Genomic DNA, 24,134 nt, shown 5'->3' with positions numbered 1-24,134 from the left:
GCGGGGGAGGGGCATGGCGGACAACCGGTTCGTGACGCCGCCGCCGGAGGGGTTCGGCCGCCGCCTGGACGAGCACGCCGTCGACGCCGGCGCGGCCGAGCCGGAACGGCCCGCCGGGCTGGTCGACAGCGGCGTCTACGTCGACGGCGTCCGGCGCGCGTCGCCGGTCGGCCTCGCCGACACGTTCCGCTGCCTGCAACAGCTCGACGGCGGCATGGCCTGGATCGGGCTGCGCCGGCCGAGCCGGGAGCAGGTCGCCTCGCTCGCCGCCGAGTTCCAGCTCCCCGAGCTGGCCGTCGAGGACGCGATCAACGCGCACCAGCGGCCGAAGCTGGAGCGCTACGGCGACACCCTGTTCGTGGTGCTGCGCGCCGCCCGGTACCTGGACGCGCGGGAGGCGGTCGAGTTCGCGGAGCTGCACCTCTTCCTCGGCCCCGGCTTCGTGATCACCGTCCGGCACGGCGGCACGCCCGACCTGGCGGCCGTCCGGCGGCGGCTGGAGGCGGACCCGGCCGTCCTCGCGCTCGGCCCCGAGGCGGTCCTCTACGCCGTGCTCGACCGCGTGGTCGACGGCTACGCGCCGGTGGTCGCCGGCCTGGAGAACGACATCGACGAGATCGAGACCGAGGTGTTCGGCGGCGACCCGAACGCCAGCCGCCGCATCTACCAGCTCAGCCGCGAGGTGATCCAGTTCCAGCGGGCGGCGAGACCGCTGCTGAACGTCGTCGAGGCGCTCTCCGACGGCTTCGACCGCTACGGCACGGACGAGGAGCTGCGCCGCCGGCTGCGCGACGTGGTCGACCACCTCACCCAGGTGGTGGAGCGGGTGGACGGGTTCCGGCACCTGCTCCAGAACATCCTCACCGTCAACGCGACGCTGGTCTCGCAGGCGCAGAACGAGGAGATGCGCAGCCTCACCGCGGCCAGCTTCGAGCAGAACGAGGAGGTCAAGCGCGTCTCCGCCTGGGCGGCGATCCTGTTCGCGCCCACCCTGATCGGCACCGTCTACGGGATGAACTTCACCCACATGCCGGAGCTGGGCTGGCGGTACGGCTACCTGTTCGCGGTCGCGCTGATGTTCGCCGTCTGCGCGGCGCTCTATCTGCTCTTCAAGCGCCGCGGCTGGCTGTGAGCCCGGCCGTCCGGTCGGAGCGCGGGACCGTCCACAGCAGCGCGGTGCCGAGCAGCGCGGCGGCGGGCGCGACCACCAGCCCGTACCGGACGCCGGCCGACACACCGGCGAGCGCGGAACCGGCCGCGCTGCCCACCACGAACGCGGTGCTCACCCAGGCGAACGCCTCGGCCACCGTGCCGGGTTCGGCGAGCCGCTCGGCGGTGAGGAAGACGGCGGTCAGCACCGGCGGCAGCGCCAGCCCGCCGACCGCGAGCAGCCCGGCCATCGGGACCGGGCCGGGCGCCAGCAGCAGCGGCAGGAAGCCGACGGTGAGCGCGGCGGCCAGCAGCGGCAGCCGACCGGGCCCGCCCGGCCGGACCCGGGTCCAGCACAGGCCGCCGACCAGCGCGCCGGTCGCCTGCGCGGCCAGCAGCCACCCGCTGAGCCGCCGGTCGCCGGCCGCCTCGGCGTAGCCGGTCACCGCCACCGCGATGCTGCCGACCGCCGCGCCGACGCCGACCACGCCGAGCATCATCACCCCGAACCGGGGTACGCGCAGCGGCCCGGCCCAGTGCCGCACCGCGGCCACCCCGCGCCAGGCCCGGGCGGCGGGACTCAGCGCGTACATCGCGGTGCCGACGAGCTGCACCGCGGCGGCGGCGAGCAGCCCGGCGGCCGGCCCACCGACGGTCACCGCGAGCAGCGTGACCAGCGGTCCCACCACGAAGATCACTTCCTGGACGGCGATGTCCAGCGTGTACGCGGTGGGCACCGTGCCCGGCGTCAGCAACGCCGGCCAGAGCGTCCGCAGGCACGCCTCCAACGGTGGGGTGCCGAGCCCGGCGACCGCCGCGCCGGTGACCGCGCCGGCCAGGTGCCCGCCGGTGAGCGCCACCGCGCCGAAGCCGAGGCCGGAGACGACGGCCGCCGCCCAGAGCACCGGCGGCTGCCGCCAGCGGTCCACCGCGCGGGCCAGCAGCGGGGTGCCCACCGCCATCCCCGCCGTGTACGCGGCGACCAGCAGGCCGGCGGCGGCCAGGCTCAGCGACTGGCGGGCGAAGAGCAGCAGCGCCAGCGGGCCGCTGGCGGTGGGCAGCCGGCCGATCTGGCTGGCCAGCAGGACGCGGGCGACCTGCGGGGCACGCAGCACCGCCCGGATGGAGGTGTCGACGGACATGGGGCATCGCTCCCGGAGTGCGGGTCGGGTGGAGGCGTCGGCTGCGTCGCGCGCCTCAGGGAGCGAAGTCGGCCCGCTCGGGATCGTCGCCGTAGAGGGGGAGGGCCGGCGTGATCCACTGCGCGAAGGCGGTCGCCGGGATCATCCGCCGACGTTAACCCATAGGGTGTCGGAATGGTTGACCGGCGGACCGACGTGCCGGCCCAGCGGGGGGCGCGTCGTCCCGGCGGCGCGGAACGGGGACTGGCGGCCGGGTGCGCCCGGATCGTCGCGTCCCGGCCGTTCGAGGTCGCGATCGTCGTGCTCATCATGGCCAACGGCGTGGTGCTGGGCATCGAGACGTACCCGCACCCGGGCACCACGGCGGCGGTGCTGCGCGGCATCGAGTGGGTGTTCCGGGCGGTCTTCGTCGTGGAGATCACCATCCGGGTGCTCGCGTACGGGCGCCGGCCGCAGGACTTCCTCCGGCACGGCTGGAACGTGTTCGACCTGCTGGTGACCGTGGCGATCTTCATACCGTGGCTGCACGGCGACCCGGCCGTGCTGCGCTTCGTACGGGTGGCCCGGGTGCTGCGGCTGGTCCGCTTCTCGCCCGGCCTGCGCACCATCGTCACGGCGCTGTGGCGCAGCCTGCCCGGCGTGGCGGCGTTCCTGGCGCTGGCCGGCGTCACGCTCTACGTCTACGGCATGGCCGGCTGGCTCATCTTCGGCGACCGCTACCCCGAGCAGTACGGCGACATCGGCCGCTCGCTGGTGACGCTTTTCGTGCTGCTCTCCCTGGAGACACTGCCCGACCTGCTCGAACAGGGCCTCGACGTGTCGCCGTGGACGCTGCTCTACTACGTCAGCTTCGTGATGATCGCGGTCAACCTGCTGCTGAACATCCTCATCGCCGTCATCGTCAACTCGATGGAGGAGGCCCGCCGGCTGGAGATGACCGAGGGGCTGGCGCCGGACTACGACTCCGACGGCGACGGGGTGCCGGACGAGGTGGACCGGATCGCCATCAGCCAGCGCCTGGACGACCTGCGGACGGTCATCGCCGAGCTGGAACGGGAACTGCGGATCGACCGGGAGGACGCGCACCGGCGCTGAGGCGCACGGGACCTCGGGGGTTGACCTGGGCCGGCCCGGGCGGGGCGGGCCATGACAGTTCCGTGAAGAAACGCACCTCGCGTTTGGCGGCCGGGTCGGGCGGGGCACCGAACGAGACGTCAGCCCATCGGAAGAACAGGACGGCTCTCGTGGAAGTTACCGGTTTCCTCACCGCGATCATCATCGGCCTCATCATCGGCGCGCTGGGCCGCCTGGTGGTGCCGGGCAAGCAGAACATCCCGATCTGGCTCACCCTGCTCATCGGTGTGGTGGCCGCGATCCTGGGCACACTCGTGGCCGGCCTGTTCGGCGTCGACGACACCGCCGGCATCGACTGGATCGAACTGCTGCTCCAGGTGCTCTTCGCCGCGGCCGGCGTCTACATCGCCGCGGGTGCGTACGGACGTCGCCGCCACTGACGCGCTTCGCGGGGCCCCGCTCGGCGGGGCCCCGCCGCACGTCTACTCCCGCCAGCCGGTCAGCTCGACGCCCTTGGCGAGTTCCACCCGGAAGGCCAGCGTGATCTCGCCGCGGTCGCCCGGTGCCAGCGACAACCGCCAGGTCAGCTCGCCCAGCTCGGTACGCTCCGCCGGCTGCGGCGCCACCGTCGTCTCCCGGACCACCACCGCCTCGTCGCGGGAGACCGGCAGTTGGTCGCGTACCTCGACCGTCGCCGGTCGGGGCGTGTGGTTGGCGACGGTGATCCGGTACTCCACCTCCCGCCGCCGGGTCGACCCGAGCGTCGCCTTCGTCTCGGTGCGCCGGTGCAGTTTCCGCTCCACCCGCAGCCGGTCGTCCACCCCGAGCGCCAGCTCGGTTTCCTCGCCGGGCGCCCACATCGGCAGCCGGGTGGCGGCGACGAAGTCGGCGCCGTGGAACACCGACGCCGGGCCGGGGAGCATCGTGTGCGCCGACGTGTTGCGTACCGTCGCCCGCAGGTGGGCCTCGGCGGCGCGCACCGGCGCTGTCACGTGGTCCAGCCGGGCCGGCAGCTCCAGCACCGCGATGGTGGCCCGGTGCGCGCTGCCGTCGGCCGGCACCGCCACCGGCCGGGCCGGCCGGTAGGTGGCCGCGCTGACCCCCTGCTCGACCTCCGCGACGCTCTCCCGCAGGCGCGGCCGGGGCGCCGCGGACCGGGCCGAACCGCCGCCGGCCGGTGCCGCGCCGGGAGCCGGCGGCGCCGGCATCCCGAACGACATGTCCGCCGACATCGCGGGCAGCGGCATCGGCCGGAACCGGTCGAGGTACCAGGGTGAGAGTTCGGGCACGCCGGCCGTGGCCGCCGGCCGGGCGGTGGAGAGCGCCAGCTCGCACTCCGGCCAGTCCTCCCCGGTGCTCTGGCTGACCAGCCCGAACCAGGTGACGGTCATGGTGTCGTCGACCAGTCGCAGGTCGTAGGCGGGCGTCCAGCGCGCGCCGTCCACCAGGTAGCTCAGTTCCAGCTCGACCTCGGCGTCGTCGGCCTCCACCGCGACTGTCACCTCGGCGGCCAGCCGGTCCGGGGCCCGCTTGTCAGCCGCGGCGGCCAGCTCCCGTTCGACCGCGGCCAGTTCCTCCGCCAGCTCGGTCCGCCGGCGGGTCAGCCCGCGACGTCGGGCCCGGGAGTCGGCGAGCTGACCGGCGAGCGACTCGGTGAAGGCGGCCACGTCGGCCGGCGTGGCGTCGCCGGCGGCCAGCGCCCGGGCGTACGTGCCGCCGGCGCGCTCGGCCAGCCGGGTGAGGAACTGCTCGCGCTGCTCCTCGATGCCGTCCGCGTCACCGGTCCCGGCCAGCTCGTCGGCCAGGTCACGACGTCGCTGTTCCAGGCCGGCCACCTGCGCGTCGGTGCTGCGGGCCTGCCGCCAGGCGGTCACGTCCACGCCGAGCACGGTGGCCGCGCCCCGGCCGCCGACCCGGACCGAGTCGCGCCGCAGGCCGGGCGGGAGCGGCGCGACGCGTACCCGATGGTCGCCGGCGGGCAGCCGGACGCTGCCGCGGCGGGTGACCCGGGCCCGGTCCGGATAGACGGTGACGCCGACGACGGGTGCCTCGATCTCTGCGGTGTCCACGGCGGTGACGCTAGTTCAGCCGTGCATCTTGGCAGCGGGGCCCGCCTCCGCTACCGTCCATGGGAACGCTCCCATGAACTTAGATACATCAATGTGATCAGGAGGAAACACGTCGTGGCTATCCTCTCCCCGCTGCGCCGCAGATCCGCGGCCCTCGGCGTGGCGGCCGTCGCGGCCGTCACCGCCGCCGGTGTCAGCCTCACCATCGGCGACGCGTCCGCCGGCACGGTGTCCGGCTCGCTCTACCGCGACCCGAGTTCGGCGGTCGTCCGCTGGGTCGCCGCCAACCCCGGCGACTCACGGGCCGCCGTCATCCGCGACAAGATCGCGAGTCAACCGCAGGCCCGCTGGTTCGCCAACTTCAACCCGTCGACCATCCAGTCCGAGGTCTCCGGGTTCGTCGGCGCCGCCAACGCGGCGCAGCAGATCCCGGTGCTCTCGGTCTACGAGATCACCAACCGGGACTGCGGCGGGGCCAGCGCGGGCGGGGCACCGGACCTCAACCAGTACCAGACGTGGGTGTCCAACTTCGCCCGCGGGCTGGGCAACCAGACCGTCCTGATCATCCTGGAGACCGACTCGCTGGCGCTCCAGACGTGCCTGAACAGCGGCGAGCTCAGCGCCCGCAACCAGGCGATCTCGACGGCCACCCGGACCATCAAGTCGGCCAACCCCAACGCCAAGGTGTACCTCGACGGCGGTCACTCCACCTGGAACAGCGCGGGTGAGACCGCCAACCGGCTCCGGGCGGCCGGCGTGCAGTACGCCGACGGCTTCTTCACCAACGTGTCGAACTTCAACCCCACCTCCGGCGAGGCGAACTTCGGCCGGGCCGTCATCTCCGCCCTCAACGGCATGGGCATCTCCGGCAAGCGCCAGATCATCGACACCAGCCGTAACGGCGGCGCCAGTGGGGACTGGTGCGCGGACGACAACACCGACCGGCGCATCGGGATGTACCCGACCACCGCCACCGGCGACGCCAACATCGACGCGTACCTCTGGGTGAAGCCGCCGGGTGAGGCGGACGGCTGTCGCTACACGGCCGGTTCGTTCCAGCCCGACCTGGCCTTCAGCCTGGCCAACGGCGTCCCGAACCCGCCCACCACCGCGCCCCCGACGACCGCGCCCCCGACCACCGCGCCCCCGACCACGGCGCCGCCGACCACCGCGCCGCCGACCACCGCGCCGCCCACCACCACGCCGCCGCCGACGGGCAACGGCTGCTCCGCGTCGGTGTCGCTCAACCAGTGGTCCGGCGGGTTCACCGCGAGCGTGACGGTCACCGCCGGCTCGGCGGACCTCAACGGCTGGACCGTGACCATCACGCTGCCCGGCGGCGCCGCGACCACCGGCGTCTGGAGCGCCCAGGCCAGCGGCACCAGCGGCACCATCCGGTTCACCAACGTGAGCTACAACGGGCACGTCGGTGCCGGGCAGTCGACCAACTTCGGCTTCCAGGGCACCGGCACCGGCCCCGGTGCGGCGGCGAGCTGCACCGCTGCCTGACCCGCGTGACGCCGGGGCCCGGTGCGGAGGACGACTCTCCGCGCCGGGCCCCGGCGGGTGGCTGACCCCGCTTCACCGCAGGGGGCCCGCGTCTCGCTGACACCTGCGCCCGGAACACCCGCACAACTACTTCCCCGGACCGTGCAACGTCCCGGGTGGCTGGCTCCGTTCTACCTCCGTCACGAGGAGGCAGTCGACGTGAGAGCCGAAGACGAGCAAGCATTCCGCGAGTTCGTGACGTCGCAGATGGCGGCGCTGCGCAAGCTGGCGTACCTGACCTGCGGCGACTGGCACGCGGCGGAGGACGCCGTGGCCAACGCGCTGATCAAGCTCTACCCCCGCTGGCGGAAGCTGGAGCGCCCCGATCTCTACGTCAAGACCATGGTCTACCGGGCCGCGGTCGACGAGACCCGCCGGCCCTGGCGGCGCGAGCGGTCGTCCGGCGACGCCATGCCGGACATCGCGCTGCGGGACCCGGCCGGTGCGACCGACGAGCGGATGCGCCTGCGCGCGGCGCTCGACGCCGTGCCGGCCCGGCAGCGGGCCGCAGTCGTGCTCCGGCACTACCTGGACCTGAGCCTGGAGGACACGGCCGGCGTACTCGGCTGCACCGTGGGCACGGCCAAGAGTCAGGTCTCCCGTGGCCTGGCGAAGCTGCGCGAGTCACTCGGCGGCGAACGCATCGAACTCACCGGGAAGCCGATGGAGGAGTGGACCAATGCAGTTGCATGACCTGGTGGACGCCGTGACCGACGACGAACCACCGATGCGGCGCACCGCCGACGACATCGTCGCGGCCGGGCGGCGGGCCGAGCGGCGCCGCCGGGCCGGGTTCGCGTCGGCCGGCGCGGCCGGTCTCGTCGTGGTCGCGGTCGCCGGCGCGTTCACGTTGCCGACCCTGGGCGCCGAGCGGGACACCCCGGCCACGCCGGCCCCGGCCGCCGCGGCGGCGTCCCGGCCGGTCGGAGCCACCTGGCCCGCCGCCGCGCCGTTCACCTTCACCTTCCAGGGGTACGACGCCGGCACGCTGCACGTGCAGAACCCGATCGTCACCTCGACCGCGTACCAGATCGCCTCCGTCTACTCCGACCGCCACACCTCGAACGACAAGCCCGTGACGGCGGCGGAGGCCGAGGCGCAGGGCGACACCGTCGAGCAGAAGAGGAAGGCCGCCGGAGGGAAACCGTCCCTGTGGGCGTATCTGACCGTCTACCGGCCGGGCGCCTTCGACCCCGCCGGGATCAGGAACGGCAGGACGGTCACCGTGGCCGGGCACCGGGCGGTGCAGGCGACGCTGCCGGTCGGCCTGGACCCGAAGAACCCGATCGACGCGGGCAACAAACTGTTCGCCTGGGAGTACGCCGCCGACGCGTGGGCGGCTGTCACGTCGATCTCCAGCGATGAGGCCACGCCGAGCTTCGCGGACCTGGGCGGTCTGGTCGAGGGGTTGAAGCCCGCCGGGCCGACGCCGGCCCTGGTGCCGTTCACGGTGGGTTACGTGCCGGCCGGCTACCTGCCGTTGCAGACCGGCACGCACGCCATGCCCGGCCTCAGCGGCATCGCCACCGCCCGCGCCGGTGACTACGGCGGCGCGACGTACACCCGGCCGGCGGCACCTACCTCGGGCCTGACCGCACCGTACGACGCGGTCGAGGGCACCATCAGGGACGGGTTCCACATCTTCGTCACGCCGAGCACCAGCGCGAACCAGTCGCCGGAGCCCGGCACGACGAGGTGCTACCAGGCGTCCGACCGGCGACTGCGGGAAGCGGGTCGCGCGGTCGGCGGCTTCTGCAACATCTGGAGCGCCGACGGCACCGTCGTCCTCCAGGTCAGCGCCACCGGCCTCGGCGACAGGCTGCCGCAGGCCGAGCTGGAGAAGATCGCCAGGGGGATCACGGTCGCCGACGTCGGGGACGAGTCGACCTGGACCCCGGCCGCGAGCGCTCTGCGGCCGTAACGATGGGCACCGGGCTCGCCGGCGAGAAAATCTGTGCCGGCGAGCCTAGACATCCTCGGCGGTGTGGCATACTCTTCTTCAAGTCGAGAGATAAGATCCGTCAAGACGTGGACGGGCCGTCCGGCCGTGAGGTCATGACGGACGGCGTGACGCAGGTGGAGCCAAGGCTCTTTTCGGGGCTGCACCTGATGCTCGCCGCGCGTGTCGGGGCCATGAAGTCGCGTGGGCTCCGAACCGGCGGGCCGCACCACCGCACGTGAAAGAAGTAGGCAGAGGAAAGGGAGGGCCGTACACCGTTGGATCGCCCGCCCTCGGCCGGCACGTCAGGCCGGGCGGACACCGCAGTTTCCATCGAACGAGAGGTGGTCTCCGGTCACGCATACGCGATCCTCGCGCCCGAAGCCGTCCACGGCGGCTGGCGCGCATACGACAAACCGACGTTCCTGTCGGTAGATGGTGTTCAGACCCGTAACCCTGGGCCCCGGCGCTTGTGCGCCGGGGCCCTCGACGTGGAGGTGACATGGGGCAGCAGCCCGACGACATGTTCGGTGATGACAACTACCCGGCCTACACCATCGGCCAGGCCGCGGAGATGCTCGGCGCCACCCAGGACTTCCTGCGCCGCCTGGACGAGGCGGGACTGATCAACCCGCACCGCTCCAGCGGCGGGCACCGCCGCTACTCCCGTTACCAGCTACGCCTGGCCGCCCGGGCCCGCGAGATGGTCGACCAGGGCACCGCCATGGAGGCCGCCTGCCGGATCATCATCCTGGAGGACCAGCTCGAGGAAGCCCTTCGGCAGAACGAGAAGCGGTGACGGTCGCCGCGGCGACCGCCACCACCGGGCCGCCGACCCGCGTCGATCAGTTCCCGGCGCTTTCGTAGCGCCGTAGGCCGTGGTGGAACATGCGGTACGCCAGAAAGGCCCACGCCACCGCCACCACCGGCGTCAGCAGGCCGAGCCAGCCGTATCCGCCCTTGTCGAGGAGCCAGCTCGCCGGCACGAATCCCGCGAAGGCGAAGGGCACCACGACCACCACCACCAGCTTGAGGGCGAAGCCGTAGATCGAGATGGGATAGCGGGCCAGCTCGCCGACGTGGTAGACCGCGGTCGCGAACATCGGAAACGGGGATCGCACCCAGAAGGAGACCGAGTTGGAGGCGACCGTGATGGCAACCCGGATGACGATCGCCGAAACGAGGAGGATCGCGCCGACGAGCACTTTGCCGACCGTCCACCCGACATCCACGTGGAACAGGGCCCAGCCCAAGAGAATGCCGGCCCCCACCGTGTCCCCCACGCCATTGAAACCGACCTGGCTGCTCATCACCTGGAGCACCGGAGGGTACGGCCGGACCAGGTAGTAGTCGAGGTTCCCGTCGTGGATCGACTTTCCGAGTTCCCAGATTCCGTCCGCGATGACGGGCACCACGGACTGCGCGAGGCCGGCCAGCGCGTAGATCAGCACGACCTCACCGAACGTCCACCCGTTCAACGTCTGCACCCGGGCGAAGACCGCCCCCAGGAAGACGATGCCCAGTGTCTGGGTGCCGATCCCCGCCGCCACCAGGATCCAGAAATCGGACTGGTATTCGAGCACGGCCCGGATGTGGGCGCCGAGACTGCGCAGGTAGAACCGGACGTGTCCCATGGTCAACCCCCGTGCACGGTCAGGTGGCGTACGGAGCGCCGCCAGGCGAACTGTCCGATGTACCAGAGGAGGACCACCCACATCAGTTGCAGGCCGACCAGCCTGGCCGCCTCCGCCTCCGAGATCCGCCCGATGAAGATGAGGGCCGGCGTCGACGTGATGCTGGCGAAGGGCAGGGCCGTGGCCAGCACGTTGACCCACTGCGGCAGGAACACCAGCGGCACCAGTGCGCCCGAGAAGACGGCCACGATCACGTTCCGCGCCCAGGACACACCGTGGTAGTTCTGCGTCCAGAAGCAGATCAGGGTGCTCACGTAGAGGATCATGAACTTGATGGGCACCACGGCCAGCAGGCTGATCAGGAACAGCAGGTGGTACGCGGGCGTCATCACCGGGCCGGCGAACGAGGTGAAGACGGTCCCGACCACGACGACCAGCGCCACCTCCATCGGCAGCCCGCCCAGCGACTCGGCGAAGCGCGCCTTCTGGTAGTTGAGCGGTTTGACGAGATCGAGCGACACCGCGCCGCTGCGGATCCGCTCGGCCATCCACTGTTCCCCGAAGCCCGTTCCCAGCACGCCGGTGGCATAGCCGACGAGCAGGTAGCTCTTCATGTCGGTCAGGGAGAAACCCGCCAACTCGTCGCGGTTGCGCAGCAGGGCGGTCCACAGTGCCACCATGGCCAGCAGTTGGAAGATGGCGCCCACGGAGCCGAACAGGAAACTCACCCGGTAGGCGAAGATCGTCTTCGCGGAGGCCCGCAGCACGCGTGCGTACGCCCTGACCCTCACGTGGTCAGCTCCTCGGCGGCGATGTCGCCCGCGTACACGCGCCGTACCACGTCCTCGATCGAGGGCTCGTCGATGCGGACGTCCAACACCTCGGCCAGCGGCGCGACCCCGGTCAGCACCTGCCCCGCCGTGAGCTGCTCCTTGTCGAAGGTGATCGTGAAGGCGCCACGGTCCGCCCCGGCGGACACGGCCGCCATGGGAAATCGCCGGGCCAGCGCCGCCAGGTCGACCGGGCCACCCAACTGCAGATGGACCGACCTCTCGCGGGCGTACCTGTGCTTCGCCTCGGCCAGGCTGCCGTCGTGGATGATGCGGCCGTGATCGATGATCACCATCCGTTTGCAGGTGTCCTCGATGTCGTCCAGGTCGTGCGTGGTGAGCATCAGCGTGATGCCGTCGCCGACGAGGTCCTTGAGAAAGTCCCGCACCTGGTATTTGACGGCGATGTCCAGGCCGATCGTGGGCTCGTCCAGATACACCACCTTGGGGCGGTGCACCAGCGCGCAGGCGAGGTCGGCGCGCATGCGTTGACCGAGGGACAGTTTGCGGGCCACGACCGGTAGTAGTTCCCCCAGACCCAGCACGGATTCGAAGCGCCGCATCTGGCTGGCGAAGTCGGCGGGCGAGATCCCGTGCATGTCCCGCAGCAGTTCCAGCGAGTCCCGGACCGGCAGGTCCCACCAGAGCTGGGTCCGCTGGCCGAACAGCACCCCGATCTGGCGGGCGTTGGCCATCCGGTCGCGGGTGGGCACGACACCGCCCACCCGGACCTCTCCCGACGTGGGCTCGAGGATGCCCGACAGGAGCTTGACCGTGGTCGACTTGCCGGCGCCGTTGGGACCGATGTACGCGACCGCTTCGCCGGCCGTTATGGAAATGTTTATTGCATTGACGACTACCGAATCGACAAACCGTCTTTGAAACAAATTTTTGACAGACCCCCGCAGGCCCGGATCTTTCAAAGGTCTCCGGAAAATCTTTGTTAGTTCATGGGCCTCGATTAATGCCATGTCGAGCAGTGTTGCAGACCGCCACCGAGAAGCACAACCACCCCTGCAATTTCTTGCACGGCTTACACGAGCCCTTGCGTGCCCCTGTACCCCATGCTACGATCTTGACGGGAATCCATGTTAAAAGCAGTTGTCCGGGACGTCGTGCGCATGACTGAAGTGGAGTGTGCTGACCCATTACATCTCGCTGCGGCAGGGTCAGCCCGAAACATGCGCGCCGATTCCCTCCAAGACCTGGATAGCCAGCCAAAACGGGGAGAAGAATGCACATCGGCATGGCCTTCGATGAGAAGTACGCCGATTACGCGGCGGTGACGATCGAATCAATCCTGGCAACCAGGGCGTCAGCCGAGGACGAAGTGACGTTCTGGATCCTGCCGACGCCCGACGTCGGTGCGAGCACCTTCGACCGCATGGTGGAATGTGTGTCGGGGCGGGCGGCGATCAATTTCCTCGACTCCACCGACGCCGTCTCGCACCTCCCGGGCTCGGTCATGAACGGGCTGGAGTACATCAGCTCCGCGATGTACCTGAGGTTGCTCCTGGCGGACCTGGTGCCCGACGAGGTGGACCGCATCCTCTACCTCGACACCGACATCCTGTGCACCGGCGACCTGAGGCCGCTGTACGACACGGAACTGAACGGCGCCCCACTCGCCGCCGTACGGGACGCCTTCACCCTGACCTTCGCCCACAACGGCGGCATTCCCGGTCTCGACGAGGAAGAGGTCGGGTCGCTGGCGGACCGGAAGTACTTCAACTCGGGTGTGCTGCTCATCGACGTGGCGAGCTGGCGCAACAACGGCTTCACCGAGCGGTGCATTCGATATCTGGAGCAGAACGCCGGTAAGCTCCGCTATCCCGACCAGGATGCCCTGAATGTGGTTTTCGACGGCATCTGGCACGAGCTGCCCAAGATCTGGAACGAGATGGAGAGCCACGAGCTGGAGTGGGTCGGTCGGAGCTTGACCGAAGCGCGTCTCCTGCATTTCGCCGGCCCCTACAAGCCATGGCAGAAGGACTTTCCGGACGGCCCCCGGCTGGCCGCCTACCACAAATACATGGTCCAGGTGGGCCTGATCGGGGCGCAGACGGCATGAAGATCGCCATGATTGCGCCGCCCTACACGCCCTGCCCCCCTCGCGGCTGTGGAGGGTTGGAGCACATGGTGGCCGAACTCAGCAACGAACTCGTGGCCCGGGGCCATGAGGTGACGCTGTTCGGCCACCCCGCATCCGACACCCGCGCCCGCCTCGTCTCGATGCCCTTCGAAGAAGGATTCATCTTCGACTCCTTCCGTGAGCACGTCCACGCGGCGGAGTCCCTGCTGCACGCCGCCGAATTCGACGTGGTCCACAACCACACGGTCTCAGCCGTCACGTTCGACAAGCACCTCGACCTGCCGATGATCACCACCGTCCACGGCACGACCGGTCGGGCGATGGAACGCCCGGTGTACGAATACAACAAGCAGGCCCGCTACATCTCGATCAGCTACGGGCAACGCCGGGTGGGCGTCCAGGGCATGAACTGGATCGAGAACATCTACAACGGAATCGACGTCGACTACTTCCGCCCCGGCCCGGCGGACGGGTCGAGGCCGTACCTGCTCCACATGGGAGCGCTGTCGCGCCGCAAGGGGACGGCCGAGGCCGTCCAGATCGCCCAGTTGGCGGGCATGCGGCTGGTCCTGGCCGGGCGGCCCGACCCGATGGACGAGGAGTATCTCGACAAGGACGTCCTGCCCTGGGTCGACGGGGAGAACGTCATCCTGGCGAACGAGGTCGAAGGCGAGGAGCGGCTGGCCCTGCTCCAGGGGGCGACCGCGCTGCTGGCCCCGATCCAGTGGGACGAGCCGTTCGGCCTCGTCCTGGTCGAGGCCATGGCATGTGGTGTGCCCGTACTGGCCTGCGACCGCGGGTCCGCCCAGGAGGTGGTGGCCGACGGGGTCACCGGTTTCGTGCGGCCGACCTGGCAGGAACTGGTGGAGGCGGTCGGGCGGGTCGACCGGTTGGATCGGGCGCGTTGCCGGGAACGGGTGGTTCGGCACTTCCGGAAGGACACGATGGTCGACGCGTACGAAGCGCTCTACGCGCGGATCGCGTAATCGGAAACCGAATCCGCCGGAGCGAGGACGAGTGGGTGGCACGGCGCCCGCGAGGCTCTTGTGGCCCTGTGCGCGGCGGTTCGACGACGCCATGACCTCCGGGACGCCCGCCGCCGGACAGGTGCCGGGCTCCGTCGGCTGGTCGTAGCGCTCGGCCGGCCCGGCTCTCCGGTGCCATGACCGCCCCGTAGGCGTTCGCCGCATATCGACGTTGGGGGCTTCGATGGATGTCGAGTATGAGTCGAATGATTTGTATGAGTTGTCCGCGCCGGACGACCTGGACTGGCTGCTCTACCGGTCGGTGCTCGACGGCGGGGTGGTGACCGACCTCGGAGCGCTGCGCGCCGAGCTCCGGCTCAGCGAGGAGCGCTTCGAGGAGTGTCTGGAACGGATGCGCCGGTTGCGCCTGCTGCGGGTCGACGCCACCGGCGGCCTGAGCGCGGTGCGACCGGACGTGGCCGCCACGGATGTGGTCGACCCGTTGGAGCGACAGATCGTCCGCCTGCGCGCGGAGGCCGACCGGATGCGGGAGAACTTCAGCAAGCTGACGTCCGTGTACCACCATCACCGGGAACGGCAGCTGCGCCGCACCGGCGCGGGCGTGCTGGCGATCCCCGAGGACGCCGGGGTCAACTTCATCATCAGCGAGATCGTGAACGCCGACGTGGCGGAGGTCTCCCTGCTGCATCCCGGGCCCACCCGGTTCGGCGGACTGCTCGACCAGATGATCGCTGAGGCGCCGGCGCTGTCCGAGCGGGGCGTGACCCTCCGTGTGGTCTACGGGGCCGGCGCGTCGGGCCGGGACGAACAGGCGCTGCGCGCCTGCGCCGTCGAAGCCGGCTACGAGGCACGTCTCGTGCCCGAGGTCGCGGGCGCGGTGGCGATCCTCCACGAGCAGGCCGCGTTCATCCCGACGGTGGCCGCCGACGCCGGCGAGGCGGTCGTCGTGGTGCGTCAGGCGACCGTGTTGGAGGTGCTGTGTGGCGCGTTCGAGCAGCACTGGTCGGCGGCGGCGCGGCTGACCGACGACCGGACACCGGAGCCGACCGACGGCGACGAGGTCAAGCGCCGGATCCTGGAACTGCTCGTGCAGGGCGCGCGGGACGAGACGATCGCCCGTCGCGTCGGGATCTCCGTGCGGACGTGTCGAAAGTACGTCGCCCGGATCCTGCACGAGGCCGGTGCGCAGAGTCGGTTCCAGGCGGGGTACCTCCTCGGTGACGCGTCGGAGCGGGAGTGCCGGCTGTCGTCGTGATCCGGGCGGCGGTGCGACAGCAGTCGCGAACCGCGCCGGTCGGCATATTTAGGCAGTGCAGCATGGTGACGTCTGCTCACTCTGGACGCATCGACGGCCGTTCGTGAGGATTGTCCTGGCAGGGTGGCTGAGTCCGAGGGGGATTTCGTGGTGGAAGTTCGCCTCGACCATCTGCGGGTCGACGTCGCAGACATTGACCGCGCCGAGCGGTTTTACGTCGAGGCGCTGGGCTTGGATCGCATTGTCAGATATGAGATCGACAATGGAGTGATCCTTCAGCTCGGGCCCGGCGGCCGGCCACCCGGTGTCGAACTGTGGTGCGAGGCGGGGCTGGTGCCGCGCCCGAGCGCGACGGAGCACCTGGCATTCGCGGTCGATGACGTCCACACGATGGTCGAACACGTGCGTGCGCTTGGTTACCGGGTGGCGCGTGAACCGTGGCGGATCGGGGGCGAGACAGTGGCCTTCGTTCTGGATCCTGACGAACATCTGGTGGAGTTGAACGACTTCGCCGATCGCCGCACCTGAGAACCGATTCGATCCGCGTTCGGCCGACCGCTGATGGGCAACCACACCTAGGGGGACAAGCTGTGATTCTGGCCAGCACCGTGCTCGAAACGGCACATGGCACGTTCAACGTCTCCACGCACGGCGTGGACGGTCCGGAGCGCTGCGTGTCGATCTCGCTGGGGGAGCTCTCACGCGACGGCGCCGCCGTGCGCCTGCACTCCTCCTGCCTCTTCGGCGAGGCGCTGGGGGCGTGCGACTGTGACTGCGGCCCGCAGTTGGCGACCGCGATGCAGGAGGTCGCGAGGCGGGGTGCCGGCGTCGTGGTCTACCTCTACCAGGAGGGTCGCGGCGCCGGCCTGGACACCAAGATCAGTGGCATGGAGCTGCAACGCGTCGAGGGCATCAACTCCTACCAGGCCTACGCGAAGCTCGGACTGTCCCGCGACGTCCGCGACTACCGGCTGGCCCAGGTCGCGCTCACGGACCTGGGGCTGGCCCAACATGTCACGCTGCTGTCCAACAATCCCACCAAGCGTCAGGCGCTGGAGGGGTTCGGCTATGTGATCGACGAGCAGATCGCCTTGTCCTACCAGGTGAGCAAGCGGGCGTACGACTATCTCCTCATGAAGCACGAGGAGGGCAAGCACGCTCTCGACTTCGACAAGATTCGCTTTGTCGGCTGACCCCACCCGCAGGCTGTTCGTCATCGACTTCACCGGGCTGGGAAGCGCGTGTCTGGCGGTCCCCGTGCTGCGCGGACTGGAGGCGGCGAATCCTGGTATTCGCTACACGTATCCGCAGAATGCGATTCTGCGGGACGAACACCTGAGGGCGGCGAGCGACCTGCGCGGCATCCTGGAACTGACGCCGTCGCACTGGCGCCGATTCGATCCGGCGGACTGGCGGCACATGACGCGGGTCATCGAACTGCATCGCATCGACACCATCGTCAACTTTCGCAACCCGGACCTCACCGTCGATCCGCGCTTCCCGCAATTTCGGGCCTGGTGCCGGGAGAACGGCCCGGAGGTGCGATGGCACGACCTCTACGACGTTCCCGACGTCGGTCGGCTGCATGTCCACGAACGGATGCGGGCGGTGCTCGCCTCGGCGGGGCTCACCGTCGCGCCCGTCGAGGACCAGTGGCTGGCCGGATCACCCCCCGTACACCCGGTGATCGGGTTCTTCAGCAGCGCCAGCGCCCCCACCAAGCGTTGGCCGATCGACCGGTGGGTGGAGCTGGCCGGCGAGTTGGCGTCGGACCAGGTGTCCTTCGTGATCCTCGGCGGTGCGGGCGGCGAGGAGTGGGCCGAGGCGTTGGCGCTCGCGGAACGGCTCGGGCGGGTGGTGCCGGCGGAGCGGTTGACGCTCGCCCCCGCCACCGGGGTACGCGAGTTGACGGCGCGGCTGGCGGCGCTGTCCGTGCTGGTCGCCAACGACACCGGCGTCGGCCACCTGGCCGCCGCCTGCGGCACGCCGGTGGTGTCGGTGTTCCTGTCGACCGTCGCGGACGTGTGGGCCCCGCGGTCACCCGGGGGTGTCGCGGTGCAGAGCGCGATCGGCGCCCGCTGCCCGAACCAGCGTCCGGCCCAGGGCAACTGCACCCGGCACTACGACCACTGCGTCGCGCCGTGCCATCTCGATCTGACCGCCGCCCAGGTGGGGGCCGCTGTCCGTACCGTCCTGTCCGCATCGAGGAGGGATCGCGATGTCCCGTGAGCTTGCCGTCGCCGCCCCGGAGTTCTTCGGCACGGGCCCGCTGCTCGGCCGGGTCGACCACCTGCGGGTGCTGCGGGACCTGGGCATCGACGCGCTCGAACTGTGGTCGCCGTGGCAGGTGACCGAGGACGACGCGGCTGACGTGCGCGCCGCCCTGGACGCGGCCGGGCTGCGCACGGCCTGCGTGTCCACCCCGAGCTACCTGCACGGCGAGGAGACCGGCGAGGGGCGGGCCCTCATCTCGTCGAGCATCCGCATCGCGCGGCTGCTCGGCGCCGTCCGGGTCAACACCTACTTCGGCCACGGCGGGGACGGCGACGACCGCCGCGCCGCCGACCGCTACGCCCGGCTGGTCGCCCCGCTGCTGGACCAGGCCGCGGAGGCCGGTGTGCTGGTCGTGCTGGAGAACGAGTTCGACGGGTTCGGCCACGACCCGGAGCACCACGACATCTCCCGACGAGCGTCGTCGCTGGCTCACCTGATGACGGTGGTGGATCACCCGGCGCTCCGGCTCAACTTCGACGCGGCCAACTTCCGCTGCGCCGGCGAGGACCCGGGGAGAGCCGCGGCGCTGCTGGCGCCGTACGTCGGGTACGTGCACGTGAAGGACGTGATCGAGATCGGTGGGCAGCGGCCGGGCGCCGAGTCGGGTTGGCACACCTACACCGACGGCTCCACCGCCTTCCAGACCACCGAGCTGGGCACCGGCGAGGTGCCGTGGACGGACGTGCTCCACGAGCTGGACCGGGTCGGCTACACCGGGCCGCTCACCCTGGAGCCGCACTGCCAGCCGGAACTCCTCGTCGACCAGTTGCGGGCCGGCGTCGCCTACCTCGGGGACGAGCGATGGAGGTGACGGTGGCCGGGCCGGACCTGGCGGGCACCTACCTCGGGTTGAGGCGGACGCTCACCACACCCGGGCCCGTCGTCCTTGAGGTTCCCGCCGACGCCAACGTCCCCTTCTGGACCTGGTACGCCGGATGGCTGCGGGGCGGCCAGGCGCAGATCAGGGTCGTACCCCCGGCGGGTGCGACCTTCCCCGCCGCCACCGGTGAGATCGCCCAGTGGCGGTCGAACGGGCTCGCGTCGGCCTACACGGATCTCGTCGTGGGTCACCTGTCGCCCACCACGCTGCGTCACGAGGGCGCGGCGGACGACGCGGTGCCGCTGCTGTTCGGCCTCGCGGTGCGGTCGGCGCGTCGGGGCGCGTCGTGTGCGTACGTGGGCGTGCACCGGCGGGCCGCTCTGGCCCCTCCCGCGGGGCCGCCCGGCCCGGCCGACCTCGACGCGGACCTGGAGTTCCTCGCACGCTGGAACGAGTTCCATCCGACCACCCAGGTGCGGACCGTGTGCGCGGAACTCACCCGTGACCAACTGGTGGCGGCTCTGCCCCCCGGCGCGGAGCACCAGCTCGAAGGATGCGGCCGGGCGGCGGACGCCTGGTGCGGCGACTGCGCGACCTGCTTCGACACCTACTACGCCGCCAAGGCCGTCGGCCGCCCGATGAGGTTCCGACTGTCCCCGCGGATCTTCGCCAGCCGCTACGACCATGGCTACCGTCCGTGGCTCACCGGTGAGTTCGCCGGTCCCCCCGACGCGGGGTTCCAACTCTTGGCCAGGCTCGCGCTCACCCACGGGCTGCGACCCGACCGCACCGTCGACGTCGACGACGCTCGCGCGCACTGAGGAGTGACCGGTGGATCGTACGTACGTTGAGGAGATCGCCGCACTCGGCGACACCTGGCAGGCGTGGGAACGTTGGCATGCCGACGACGACCTCGCCGAGCTGACCGCACGGCTCGGTGGGCCGGCCGCGTTCGTCGCCTCCGGCGGCTCGCTCGCGGTCGCCCATCTCGCCGCGTCGGTCTACGAACGGCGTTGGCGACAGCCGGCTGCCGTGCTCACCCCCGTCGACTTCGCGCTCTCCCGCGTCCCCTACCGCACGGTGTTCGTCATCTCCGACAGCATGAGCCACCCGGATGCCCTGCTCGCCCTGGAGCGGGCCGCGGAGGTCAGCTCGTGCGCGGTGGTGCTGTCCAACCGCCCGGCCGCGGACCTGCGGGAGCTGGCCGGGGAGAACGTCGTGGTGGTCTCCTGCCCGAGGCCGGGCCGCGACGGCTGGATCGCCACCAACTCCATCCTCAGCCTGAGTCTGGGCGCGCTGACGGTGCTGGGCGTCGGTGACGGCGCGCCGGAGCCGGCGGCGGTCCTGGCGCGCTGGCTGGTGGACGGCCGGTTGCGGGCGTCGGCGGACCTCACCCGTCAGCGTCTTCTCTGCCTCTACACGCCGGGGCTGCGCAACGTCGCCGTCGACCTCGAGGCCCGGGTGTCGGAGGCCGGGCTGGGCGTGGTCACCAGCACCGACCTGCGCAACCTCGGCCATGGCAGACACGTCGGCCTGTACCGCAACGCGCACGTCTCGAGCGTGCTCGTCCTGGCGGAGAAACGATGGGCGCCGGTCGTCCGACGCACCGTCGAGTCGTTGCCGCCCGGGGTCGAGGTGGCCACCTGGCAGGCCGGCGGCTCCGACGAGTGGGCGCCGGTGGAGTTGCTGGTGCCCAGCGCCGCCTTCCTCGCCAACCGCGCCGCCGAGGCGGGTGTCGATCCCGGCAACCCGGAGGTGTGGGCCGGCGGCAACGCGCTGTTCAGAGCCAGGGTGATCGAGCTCGTGCCGGATCTGATCGGGGGCGTGGGTTGAGCGCGGACGCGGTCGTCGACGCGCTGCTCACCAGTTGTGTGGTGGTGACCAGCCGGGACACCGCGCCGAGAGGCTGCCTGGTCGGGTCGGTCATGCCGGTGGGCTACGCCGCCGGTGTGGTGGCCTTCGCGCTGACCACCGGCGGGCGCACCGAACGTGCGGTGGCGGCGAGCGGGGTGGCGGTGCTGCACGTGCTGGCGGCCACCGACCTCACCACCGCGCAGGTCTTCGCCGGCGACGTCGACCGGTTCGCGGCAGTCCAGTGGGCTCCCGGCGCGCTCGGCGCACCGGTGCTGACCGCCGCGACGGGTGTCCTGGAGCTGGTGATCACCGCCTCGTGTTCGGCCGGCGGGTGCACGGTCTTCTGCGGTGAGGTGCGGCATGCGTCCGGCGCACCGGGTGAGGTGCTGACGATCACGGAAATCCGCGCCGCGGGTGTCGAAGCGGCGCGCACGTCGACCGAGGGAAGTGCATGACGCGCATGGAGACTGGATTCGAGCACGTCGCCCGGCTCCAGCACCGGCTGGCCGGTCTGGACCACGCACTCATCGAGCGTTGGGGCGGGAAACTGGCGGACGTGCTGGGCCGGGGCGGGCGGCTGCTGGCGGCGGGGAACGGCGGGTCGGCGGCCGAGGCGCAGCACCTCACCGCCGAGCTGGTGGGCAAGTTGCGTGACGACCGCAGACCCTTCTCGGCCATCGCGTTGCACGCCGAGTCGTCGAGTGTCACGGCGATCGCCAACGACTACGGCTTCGAGGAGATCTTCGCCCGCCAGGTCCACGCGCACGGGCGCCCCGGTGACGTGCTCGTCCTGATGTCCACCTCCGGCGGCAGCGAGAACATCCTCCGCGCGGCACGAGCGGCCCGCGCGGTGGGTCTGCTGGTCTGGGGCATGACCGGTCCGACGCCCAACCCGCTCGCCGAACTGTGCGACGAGGTCCTGTGCGTACCGGACGCCAGCACCGCGACCGTGCAGGAGTGCCATCTGGTCGCGGTCCACCTGATCTGCGCCGAGTTGGACGTGGCCCTGGGCGTGTGCACCAGGACGGTGCCCGCCGCCCGGACGGCGCCGGACGATACGCAGCCCGCGCCGATCGTCGTGGTGGGCGACGCCCTGCTCGACCGGGATCTCGTGGGCGACGTACGCCGGCTCTCGCCCGAGGCGCCCGTACCCGTGATCGACGACGTCCAGGTCCGGACCCGGCCCGGCGGCGCGGGGTTGGCGGCGACGCTCGCCACCCGGGGCTCCCGCCCGGTCGTGCTGGTGACCGCGCTGTCGGCCGACCCGGAGGGCCGCGAGCTCGGCGACCTGCTCCGCGCGCGCGGCATCCGGGTGGTCGACCTCGGCGCGGACGTCCCGACGGCGGTGAAGTCCCGGGTACGCGCGCAGAGCCGCTCGCTGCTGATGCTCAGCCAGACCAGCGACCGGCAGGCCGTGCTGCGCCGTGGCCTGACCGACGGGGAACGGGATCTGCTGCGCGGCGCGGCGGCGGTGCTGGCGTCCGACTACGGCCGCGGGGTCCTGTGGGACGAGTCGGTGCGCGACGCGTTGACCGACGTCGCGGCGGACACGCCGGTGGTGTGGGACCCGCACCCGCGGGGCGCGTCGCCGGTGCCCGGGGTGCGGCTGGTGACGCCGAACTCCCGTGAGGCGGAGCAGTTCACCGGGATCGCCGGGGCCGGGCCGAACGAGGACATCGACCGGGCGGCGGCGCTGCTGGAGCGGTGGCCGGTCGCCGGTGTGGTGATCACGCGGGGCGCGGACGGTGCGCTGTTGCTGGAGTCACGCCAGGACGCCCCCTTCGTGGCGCCGGGCGTCCCGGTCACCGCGCTCGACACGTGCGGCGCCGGTGACCAGTTCGCCGTCGCGGTGACGATGCGACTGGCCGACCGGGCCTTCACCTCGGCGGCGGTCACCTCGGCGGTGTCGGTATCCGCGCAGTTCGTCGCCGCGGGTGGCGCTTCCGCCGTCACCGACCCGGCGTCGGCGGGCGAACCGGGTCGGGCGGCCGAGCAGGTCTTCGACGCCGACGACGTGGTGGCCCTGACCGCCCGGGTCCGCACCATGGGCGGCACGGTGGTGGCCACCGGTGGATGTTTCGACCTGGTCCACGCCGGCCACATCGCCATGCTGGCGCAGGCCCGCCGGCTCGGCGACTGCCTGGTGGTCTGCCTCAACGACGACGATTCGGTGCGGCGGCTCAAGGGCGAGGCCCGACCGGTGATGCCGGAACGGGACCGGGCACTGGTGCTGGCGTCGCTCAGCTCGGTCGACGCGGTCGTGCTGTTCGGGGAGGACACGCCGGAGGAGATCCTCAAGGTCGTCCGCCCGGACATCTGGGTGAAGGGCGGCGACTACCGCGCCGAGGACGTGGTCGAGGCCGGCACCGTCGCGGCCTGGGGTGGTCGAACCGTGATCGTCCCCTACGTCGAGGGTCGTTCCACCACCGGCACGATCGCCCGGATACACGGAGGGGTCTCGTGAGTCGTTCAGCCCGTCTCCAGGACGACGTGCGTGGTGCCGTGGTGCGCGACCACGCTCGCGCCCGCGTTGGCGAAGTGCTGACGGTAACGCGTTTCGAGGCTCGCGTGCACCACGGTGAGCAGCTTGCGGCCGGCGCGGGCGCGATGGACGAGCGCGGCCATCAGCGCCGCCGTCTTCTCCGCGTCGATGTGCGTCGGAACGTTGCACACGGTGAGCGGCGTGTCCTCGACCTCACCCGGGTCCGCCGTGCAGATCGTGCTCAGCGGCACGCCGTTGACCCGCGCGTTGTGCTCGGCGAGGTAGAGCGCGATGCAGTCGATGTCGGCGCCGACCGCGCGCTGGGCCGTGCCCGCGCGGACCAGCGCGACCGCGAGCGGACCGTAGCCGACCCCGATGTCCGCGACCGACGCGACCGGTGGCTGCCGGAGCGCCACCTCGGCGAGCAGGCGGGTGCCCTCGTCGACATGGCCGGGGGAGAACACGCCGTAGTCGGCGGCGAACACGAGGTCGTTGCCGCCGATCCGGGTCCGGAACGCCGGCGGGTCCGGCAGCTCGGCGGTGTCCGCCGGGATGCCGCCGACGCGATGGACCCGGCCCGACCGCTCACGGGTGACGTCCCGCCACCCGAGGTCGCCGAGCAGTGTCGCGATCGACGCCGGCCCCTGCTGCTTCTCCAGCAGGAACGTGGCCTTCCCGCCCGGCTCGATCAGGCGGTGGACGACGAGCCAGTTCAGCAGCCGCACGAGCGACTTGCCCCGGTACGCGGGCAGCCGGATCTCGACCTCCGGGGCCCGGGGCAGGGTCGGCGACGACATGGCCTGGTGTAGGCCGACGGCCAGCGGGCCCCCGAGCTCCGACACGTCGAAGGCGATCCCCCGCTCCGGTGCGCGCAGCTCGGTGCCGGGGAAGCCGATACGCCACCGACCGACGGAAGTGTCATGTGCGGACATCGGTCGGAAATCCTAGCTCATGAGCCCCCGCCACCTGGTTGACCACCACGACGA

General features: G+C 71.2%; 24 protein-coding genes and 1 pseudogene. 19 read left to right on the top strand and 6 right to left on the bottom strand.

Annotation, left to right across the window (positions count from 1 at the left end; all coding sequences use genetic code 11):
• The first annotated feature begins 13 nt into the window (after positions 1–13).
• On the top strand, positions 14–1,132 hold the full coding sequence (locus VKK44_RS25935) for a magnesium and cobalt transport protein CorA (RefSeq protein WP_343443808.1): 1,119 nt from the start codon (positions 14–16) through the stop codon (positions 1,130–1,132).
• Here VKK44_RS25935 and VKK44_RS25930 read toward each other — a convergent pair.
• Positions 1,110–2,291 carry an MFS transporter gene (locus tag VKK44_RS25930; protein ID WP_343443807.1) on the bottom strand — a complete coding sequence of 394 codons (1,182 nt, stop codon included), beginning with the start codon at positions 2,289–2,291 and terminating at the stop codon, positions 1,110–1,112. The genes VKK44_RS25935 and VKK44_RS25930 overlap by 23 nt on opposite strands.
• A gap of 174 nt (positions 2,292–2,465) precedes the next feature.
• On the opposite strand from VKK44_RS25930, the gene VKK44_RS25925 reads away from it, so the two are divergent.
• Both VKK44_RS25925 and VKK44_RS25920 read left to right on the top strand, forming a co-directional pair.
• Entirely contained in the window at positions 2,466–3,386 is a 921-nt protein-coding gene (locus VKK44_RS25925; RefSeq protein WP_343443806.1) for an ion transporter, read from the top strand.
• Positions 3,387–3,535: 149 nt separating this feature from the next.
• Positions 3,536–3,805 (top strand): GlsB/YeaQ/YmgE family stress response membrane protein, encoded by a 270-nt coding sequence (locus VKK44_RS25920; RefSeq protein ID WP_107154844.1) that lies wholly within the window; start codon positions 3,536–3,538, stop codon positions 3,803–3,805.
• Between the two features lie 42 nt (positions 3,806–3,847).
• On the opposite strand, the gene VKK44_RS25915 is transcribed toward VKK44_RS25920, so the two are convergent.
• Positions 3,848–5,434, bottom strand: a complete 1,587-nt coding sequence (locus VKK44_RS25915; RefSeq protein ID WP_343443805.1) for a mucoidy inhibitor MuiA family protein — start codon at positions 5,432–5,434, stop codon at positions 3,848–3,850.
• A gap of 114 nt (positions 5,435–5,548) precedes the next feature.
• On the opposite strand from VKK44_RS25915, the gene VKK44_RS25910 reads away from it, so the two are divergent.
• The 4 genes from VKK44_RS25910 (at position 5,549) to VKK44_RS25895 (ending at position 9,720) form a co-directional block, all read left to right on the top strand.
• Positions 5,549–6,943 (top strand): glycoside hydrolase family 6 protein, encoded by a 1,395-nt coding sequence (locus VKK44_RS25910; RefSeq protein ID WP_343443804.1) that lies wholly within the window; start codon positions 5,549–5,551, stop codon positions 6,941–6,943.
• 198 nt (positions 6,944–7,141) lie between these two features.
• Positions 7,142–7,675 carry a SigE family RNA polymerase sigma factor gene (locus tag VKK44_RS25905; protein ID WP_343443803.1) on the top strand — a complete coding sequence of 178 codons (534 nt, stop codon included), beginning with the start codon at positions 7,142–7,144 and terminating at the stop codon, positions 7,673–7,675.
• Positions 7,662–8,903, top strand: coding sequence for a hypothetical protein (locus VKK44_RS25900; protein WP_343443802.1), 1,242 nt, complete (start codon positions 7,662–7,664; stop codon positions 8,901–8,903). The genes VKK44_RS25905 and VKK44_RS25900 overlap by 14 nt, the downstream gene beginning before the upstream one ends.
• A gap of 520 nt (positions 8,904–9,423) precedes the next feature.
• Positions 9,424–9,720 (top strand): helix-turn-helix domain-containing protein, encoded by a 297-nt coding sequence (locus tag VKK44_RS25895; RefSeq protein WP_343443801.1) that lies wholly within the window; start codon positions 9,424–9,426, stop codon positions 9,718–9,720.
• A gap of 46 nt (positions 9,721–9,766) precedes the next feature.
• On the opposite strand, the gene VKK44_RS25890 is transcribed toward VKK44_RS25895, so the two are convergent.
• From VKK44_RS25890 to VKK44_RS25880, 3 genes are read right to left on the bottom strand one after another with little or no spacing between them, the layout of a single operon-like run.
• On the bottom strand, positions 9,767–10,555 hold the full coding sequence (locus VKK44_RS25890; RefSeq protein ID WP_343443800.1) for an ABC transporter permease: 789 nt from the start codon (positions 10,553–10,555) through the stop codon (positions 9,767–9,769).
• 2 nt (positions 10,556–10,557) lie between these two features.
• Positions 10,558–11,346 carry an ABC transporter permease gene (locus tag VKK44_RS25885; RefSeq protein ID WP_343443799.1) on the bottom strand — a complete coding sequence of 263 codons (789 nt, stop codon included), beginning with the start codon at positions 11,344–11,346 and terminating at the stop codon, positions 10,558–10,560.
• Complete coding sequence (locus tag VKK44_RS25880; protein ID WP_343443798.1) at positions 11,343–12,356, bottom strand: ABC transporter ATP-binding protein; 1,014 nt, start codon at positions 12,354–12,356, stop codon at positions 11,343–11,345. Before VKK44_RS25880 ends, VKK44_RS25885 begins: the two co-directional genes overlap by 4 nt.
• 263 nt (positions 12,357–12,619) lie before the next feature.
• Here VKK44_RS25880 and VKK44_RS25875 point away from each other — a divergent pair, with 263 nt between their 5' ends.
• The 12 genes and pseudogenes from VKK44_RS25875 to rfaE2 all read left to right on the top strand — a co-directional run bounded on the left by VKK44_RS25875 (position 12,620) and on the right by rfaE2 (position 23,130).
• A complete protein-coding gene (locus VKK44_RS25875) occupies positions 12,620–13,456 on the top strand; it encodes a glycosyltransferase family 8 protein (RefSeq protein WP_343443797.1) in 837 nt (278 codons plus the stop codon).
• Positions 13,457–13,521: 65 nt separating this feature from the next.
• Positions 13,522–14,463 carry a glycosyltransferase family 4 protein gene (locus tag VKK44_RS25870; protein WP_343443796.1) on the top strand — a complete coding sequence of 314 codons (942 nt, stop codon included), beginning with the start codon at positions 13,522–13,524 and terminating at the stop codon, positions 14,461–14,463.
• Between the two features lie 223 nt (positions 14,464–14,686).
• Positions 14,687–15,718 carry a hypothetical protein gene (locus VKK44_RS25865; protein ID WP_343443795.1) on the top strand — a complete coding sequence of 344 codons (1,032 nt, stop codon included), beginning with the start codon at positions 14,687–14,689 and terminating at the stop codon, positions 15,716–15,718.
• A gap of 123 nt (positions 15,719–15,841) precedes the next feature.
• Complete coding sequence (locus VKK44_RS25860) at positions 15,842–16,246, top strand: VOC family protein (protein WP_343443794.1); 405 nt, start codon at positions 15,842–15,844, stop codon at positions 16,244–16,246.
• An 80-nt stretch (positions 16,247–16,326) separates the two neighbouring features.
• The gene (gene ribA, locus VKK44_RS25855) at positions 16,327–16,911 is read left to right on the top strand and encodes a GTP cyclohydrolase II RibA (protein WP_343443793.1); all 585 of its coding nucleotides are present in this window, start codon (positions 16,327–16,329) and stop codon (positions 16,909–16,911) included.
• Positions 16,901–17,947: a glycosyltransferase family 9 protein gene (locus VKK44_RS25850; protein ID WP_343443792.1), complete on the top strand. Its 1,047-nt coding sequence runs from the start codon at positions 16,901–16,903 to the stop codon at positions 17,945–17,947. Before ribA ends, VKK44_RS25850 begins: the two co-directional genes overlap by 11 nt.
• A complete protein-coding gene (locus VKK44_RS25845) occupies positions 17,937–18,803 on the top strand; it encodes a sugar phosphate isomerase/epimerase family protein (protein ID WP_343443791.1) in 867 nt (288 codons plus the stop codon). Before VKK44_RS25850 ends, VKK44_RS25845 begins: the two co-directional genes overlap by 11 nt.
• Complete coding sequence (locus VKK44_RS25840) at positions 18,794–19,633, top strand: hypothetical protein (protein WP_343443790.1); 840 nt, start codon at positions 18,794–18,796, stop codon at positions 19,631–19,633. The genes VKK44_RS25845 and VKK44_RS25840 overlap by 10 nt, the downstream gene beginning before the upstream one ends.
• A 10-nt stretch (positions 19,634–19,643) precedes the next feature.
• A complete protein-coding gene (locus VKK44_RS25835; protein WP_343443789.1) occupies positions 19,644–20,645 on the top strand; it encodes a hypothetical protein in 1,002 nt (333 codons plus the stop codon).
• Positions 20,642–21,121 (top strand): flavin reductase family protein, encoded by a 480-nt coding sequence (locus VKK44_RS25830; RefSeq protein ID WP_343443788.1) that lies wholly within the window; start codon positions 20,642–20,644, stop codon positions 21,119–21,121. The genes VKK44_RS25835 and VKK44_RS25830 overlap by 4 nt, the downstream gene beginning before the upstream one ends.
• Positions 21,122–21,126: 5 nt before the next feature.
• Positions 21,127–22,554, top strand: a pseudogene (locus tag VKK44_RS31085) (PfkB family carbohydrate kinase); the annotation flags it as partial.
• 156 nt (positions 22,555–22,710) lie between these two features.
• Positions 22,711–23,130: a D-glycero-beta-D-manno-heptose 1-phosphate adenylyltransferase gene (gene rfaE2, locus VKK44_RS31080; RefSeq protein ID WP_458351688.1), complete on the top strand. Its 420-nt coding sequence runs from the start codon at positions 22,711–22,713 to the stop codon at positions 23,128–23,130.
• A gap of 5 nt (positions 23,131–23,135) precedes the next feature.
• Here the strand turns inward: rfaE2 and VKK44_RS25815 are convergent, their stop codons facing one another.
• Positions 23,136–24,080 (bottom strand): methyltransferase, encoded by a 945-nt coding sequence (locus VKK44_RS25815; RefSeq protein WP_343443787.1) that lies wholly within the window; start codon positions 24,078–24,080, stop codon positions 23,136–23,138.
• Positions 24,081–24,134: the final 54 nt, after the last annotated feature.

It is taken from the genome of Micromonospora sp. DSM 45708, assembly GCF_039566955.1.
In the GTDB taxonomy this organism is placed as follows: domain Bacteria; phylum Actinomycetota; class Actinomycetes; order Mycobacteriales; family Micromonosporaceae; genus Micromonospora.
Note: the sequence above shows the minus strand (reverse complement) of the source record. Positions and strands in the feature narration are given on the sequence as shown.

What these genes read in the sequence shown, in the direction of transcription:
- VKK44_RS25900 (WP_343443802.1), top strand. Translation starts at nt 7,662, where the DNA reads ATGCAGTTGCATGACCTGGTGGACGCCGTGACCGACGACGAACCACCG.
- VKK44_RS25895 (WP_343443801.1), top strand. Translation starts at nt 9,424, where the DNA reads ATGGGGCAGCAGCCCGACGACATGTTCGGTGATGACAACTACCCGGCC.
- VKK44_RS25865 (WP_343443795.1), top strand. Translation starts at nt 14,687, where the DNA reads ATGGATGTCGAGTATGAGTCGAATGATTTGTATGAGTTGTCCGCGCCG.
- rfaE2 (WP_458351688.1), top strand. Translation starts at nt 22,711, where the DNA reads ATGGGCGGCACGGTGGTGGCCACCGGTGGATGTTTCGACCTGGTCCAC.
- VKK44_RS25935 (WP_343443808.1), top strand. Translation starts at nt 14, where the DNA reads ATGGCGGACAACCGGTTCGTGACGCCGCCGCCGGAGGGGTTCGGCCGC.
- VKK44_RS25815 (WP_343443787.1), bottom strand. Translation starts at nt 24,080, where the DNA reads ATGTCCGCACATGACACTTCCGTCGGTCGGTGGCGTATCGGCTTCCCC.
- VKK44_RS25930 (WP_343443807.1), bottom strand. Translation starts at nt 2,291, where the DNA reads ATGTCCGTCGACACCTCCATCCGGGCGGTGCTGCGTGCCCCGCAGGTC.
- VKK44_RS25925 (WP_343443806.1), top strand. Translation starts at nt 2,466, where the DNA reads ATGGTTGACCGGCGGACCGACGTGCCGGCCCAGCGGGGGGCGCGTCGT.
- VKK44_RS25875 (WP_343443797.1), top strand. Translation starts at nt 12,620, where the DNA reads ATGCACATCGGCATGGCCTTCGATGAGAAGTACGCCGATTACGCGGCG.
- VKK44_RS25880 (WP_343443798.1), bottom strand. Translation starts at nt 12,356, where the DNA reads ATGGCATTAATCGAGGCCCATGAACTAACAAAGATTTTCCGGAGACCT.
- VKK44_RS25840 (WP_343443790.1), top strand. Translation starts at nt 18,794, where the DNA reads ATGGAGGTGACGGTGGCCGGGCCGGACCTGGCGGGCACCTACCTCGGG.
- VKK44_RS25845 (WP_343443791.1), top strand. Translation starts at nt 17,937, where the DNA reads ATGTCCCGTGAGCTTGCCGTCGCCGCCCCGGAGTTCTTCGGCACGGGC.
- VKK44_RS25890 (WP_343443800.1), bottom strand. Translation starts at nt 10,555, where the DNA reads ATGGGACACGTCCGGTTCTACCTGCGCAGTCTCGGCGCCCACATCCGG.
- VKK44_RS25870 (WP_343443796.1), top strand. Translation starts at nt 13,522, where the DNA reads ATGGTGGCCGAACTCAGCAACGAACTCGTGGCCCGGGGCCATGAGGTG.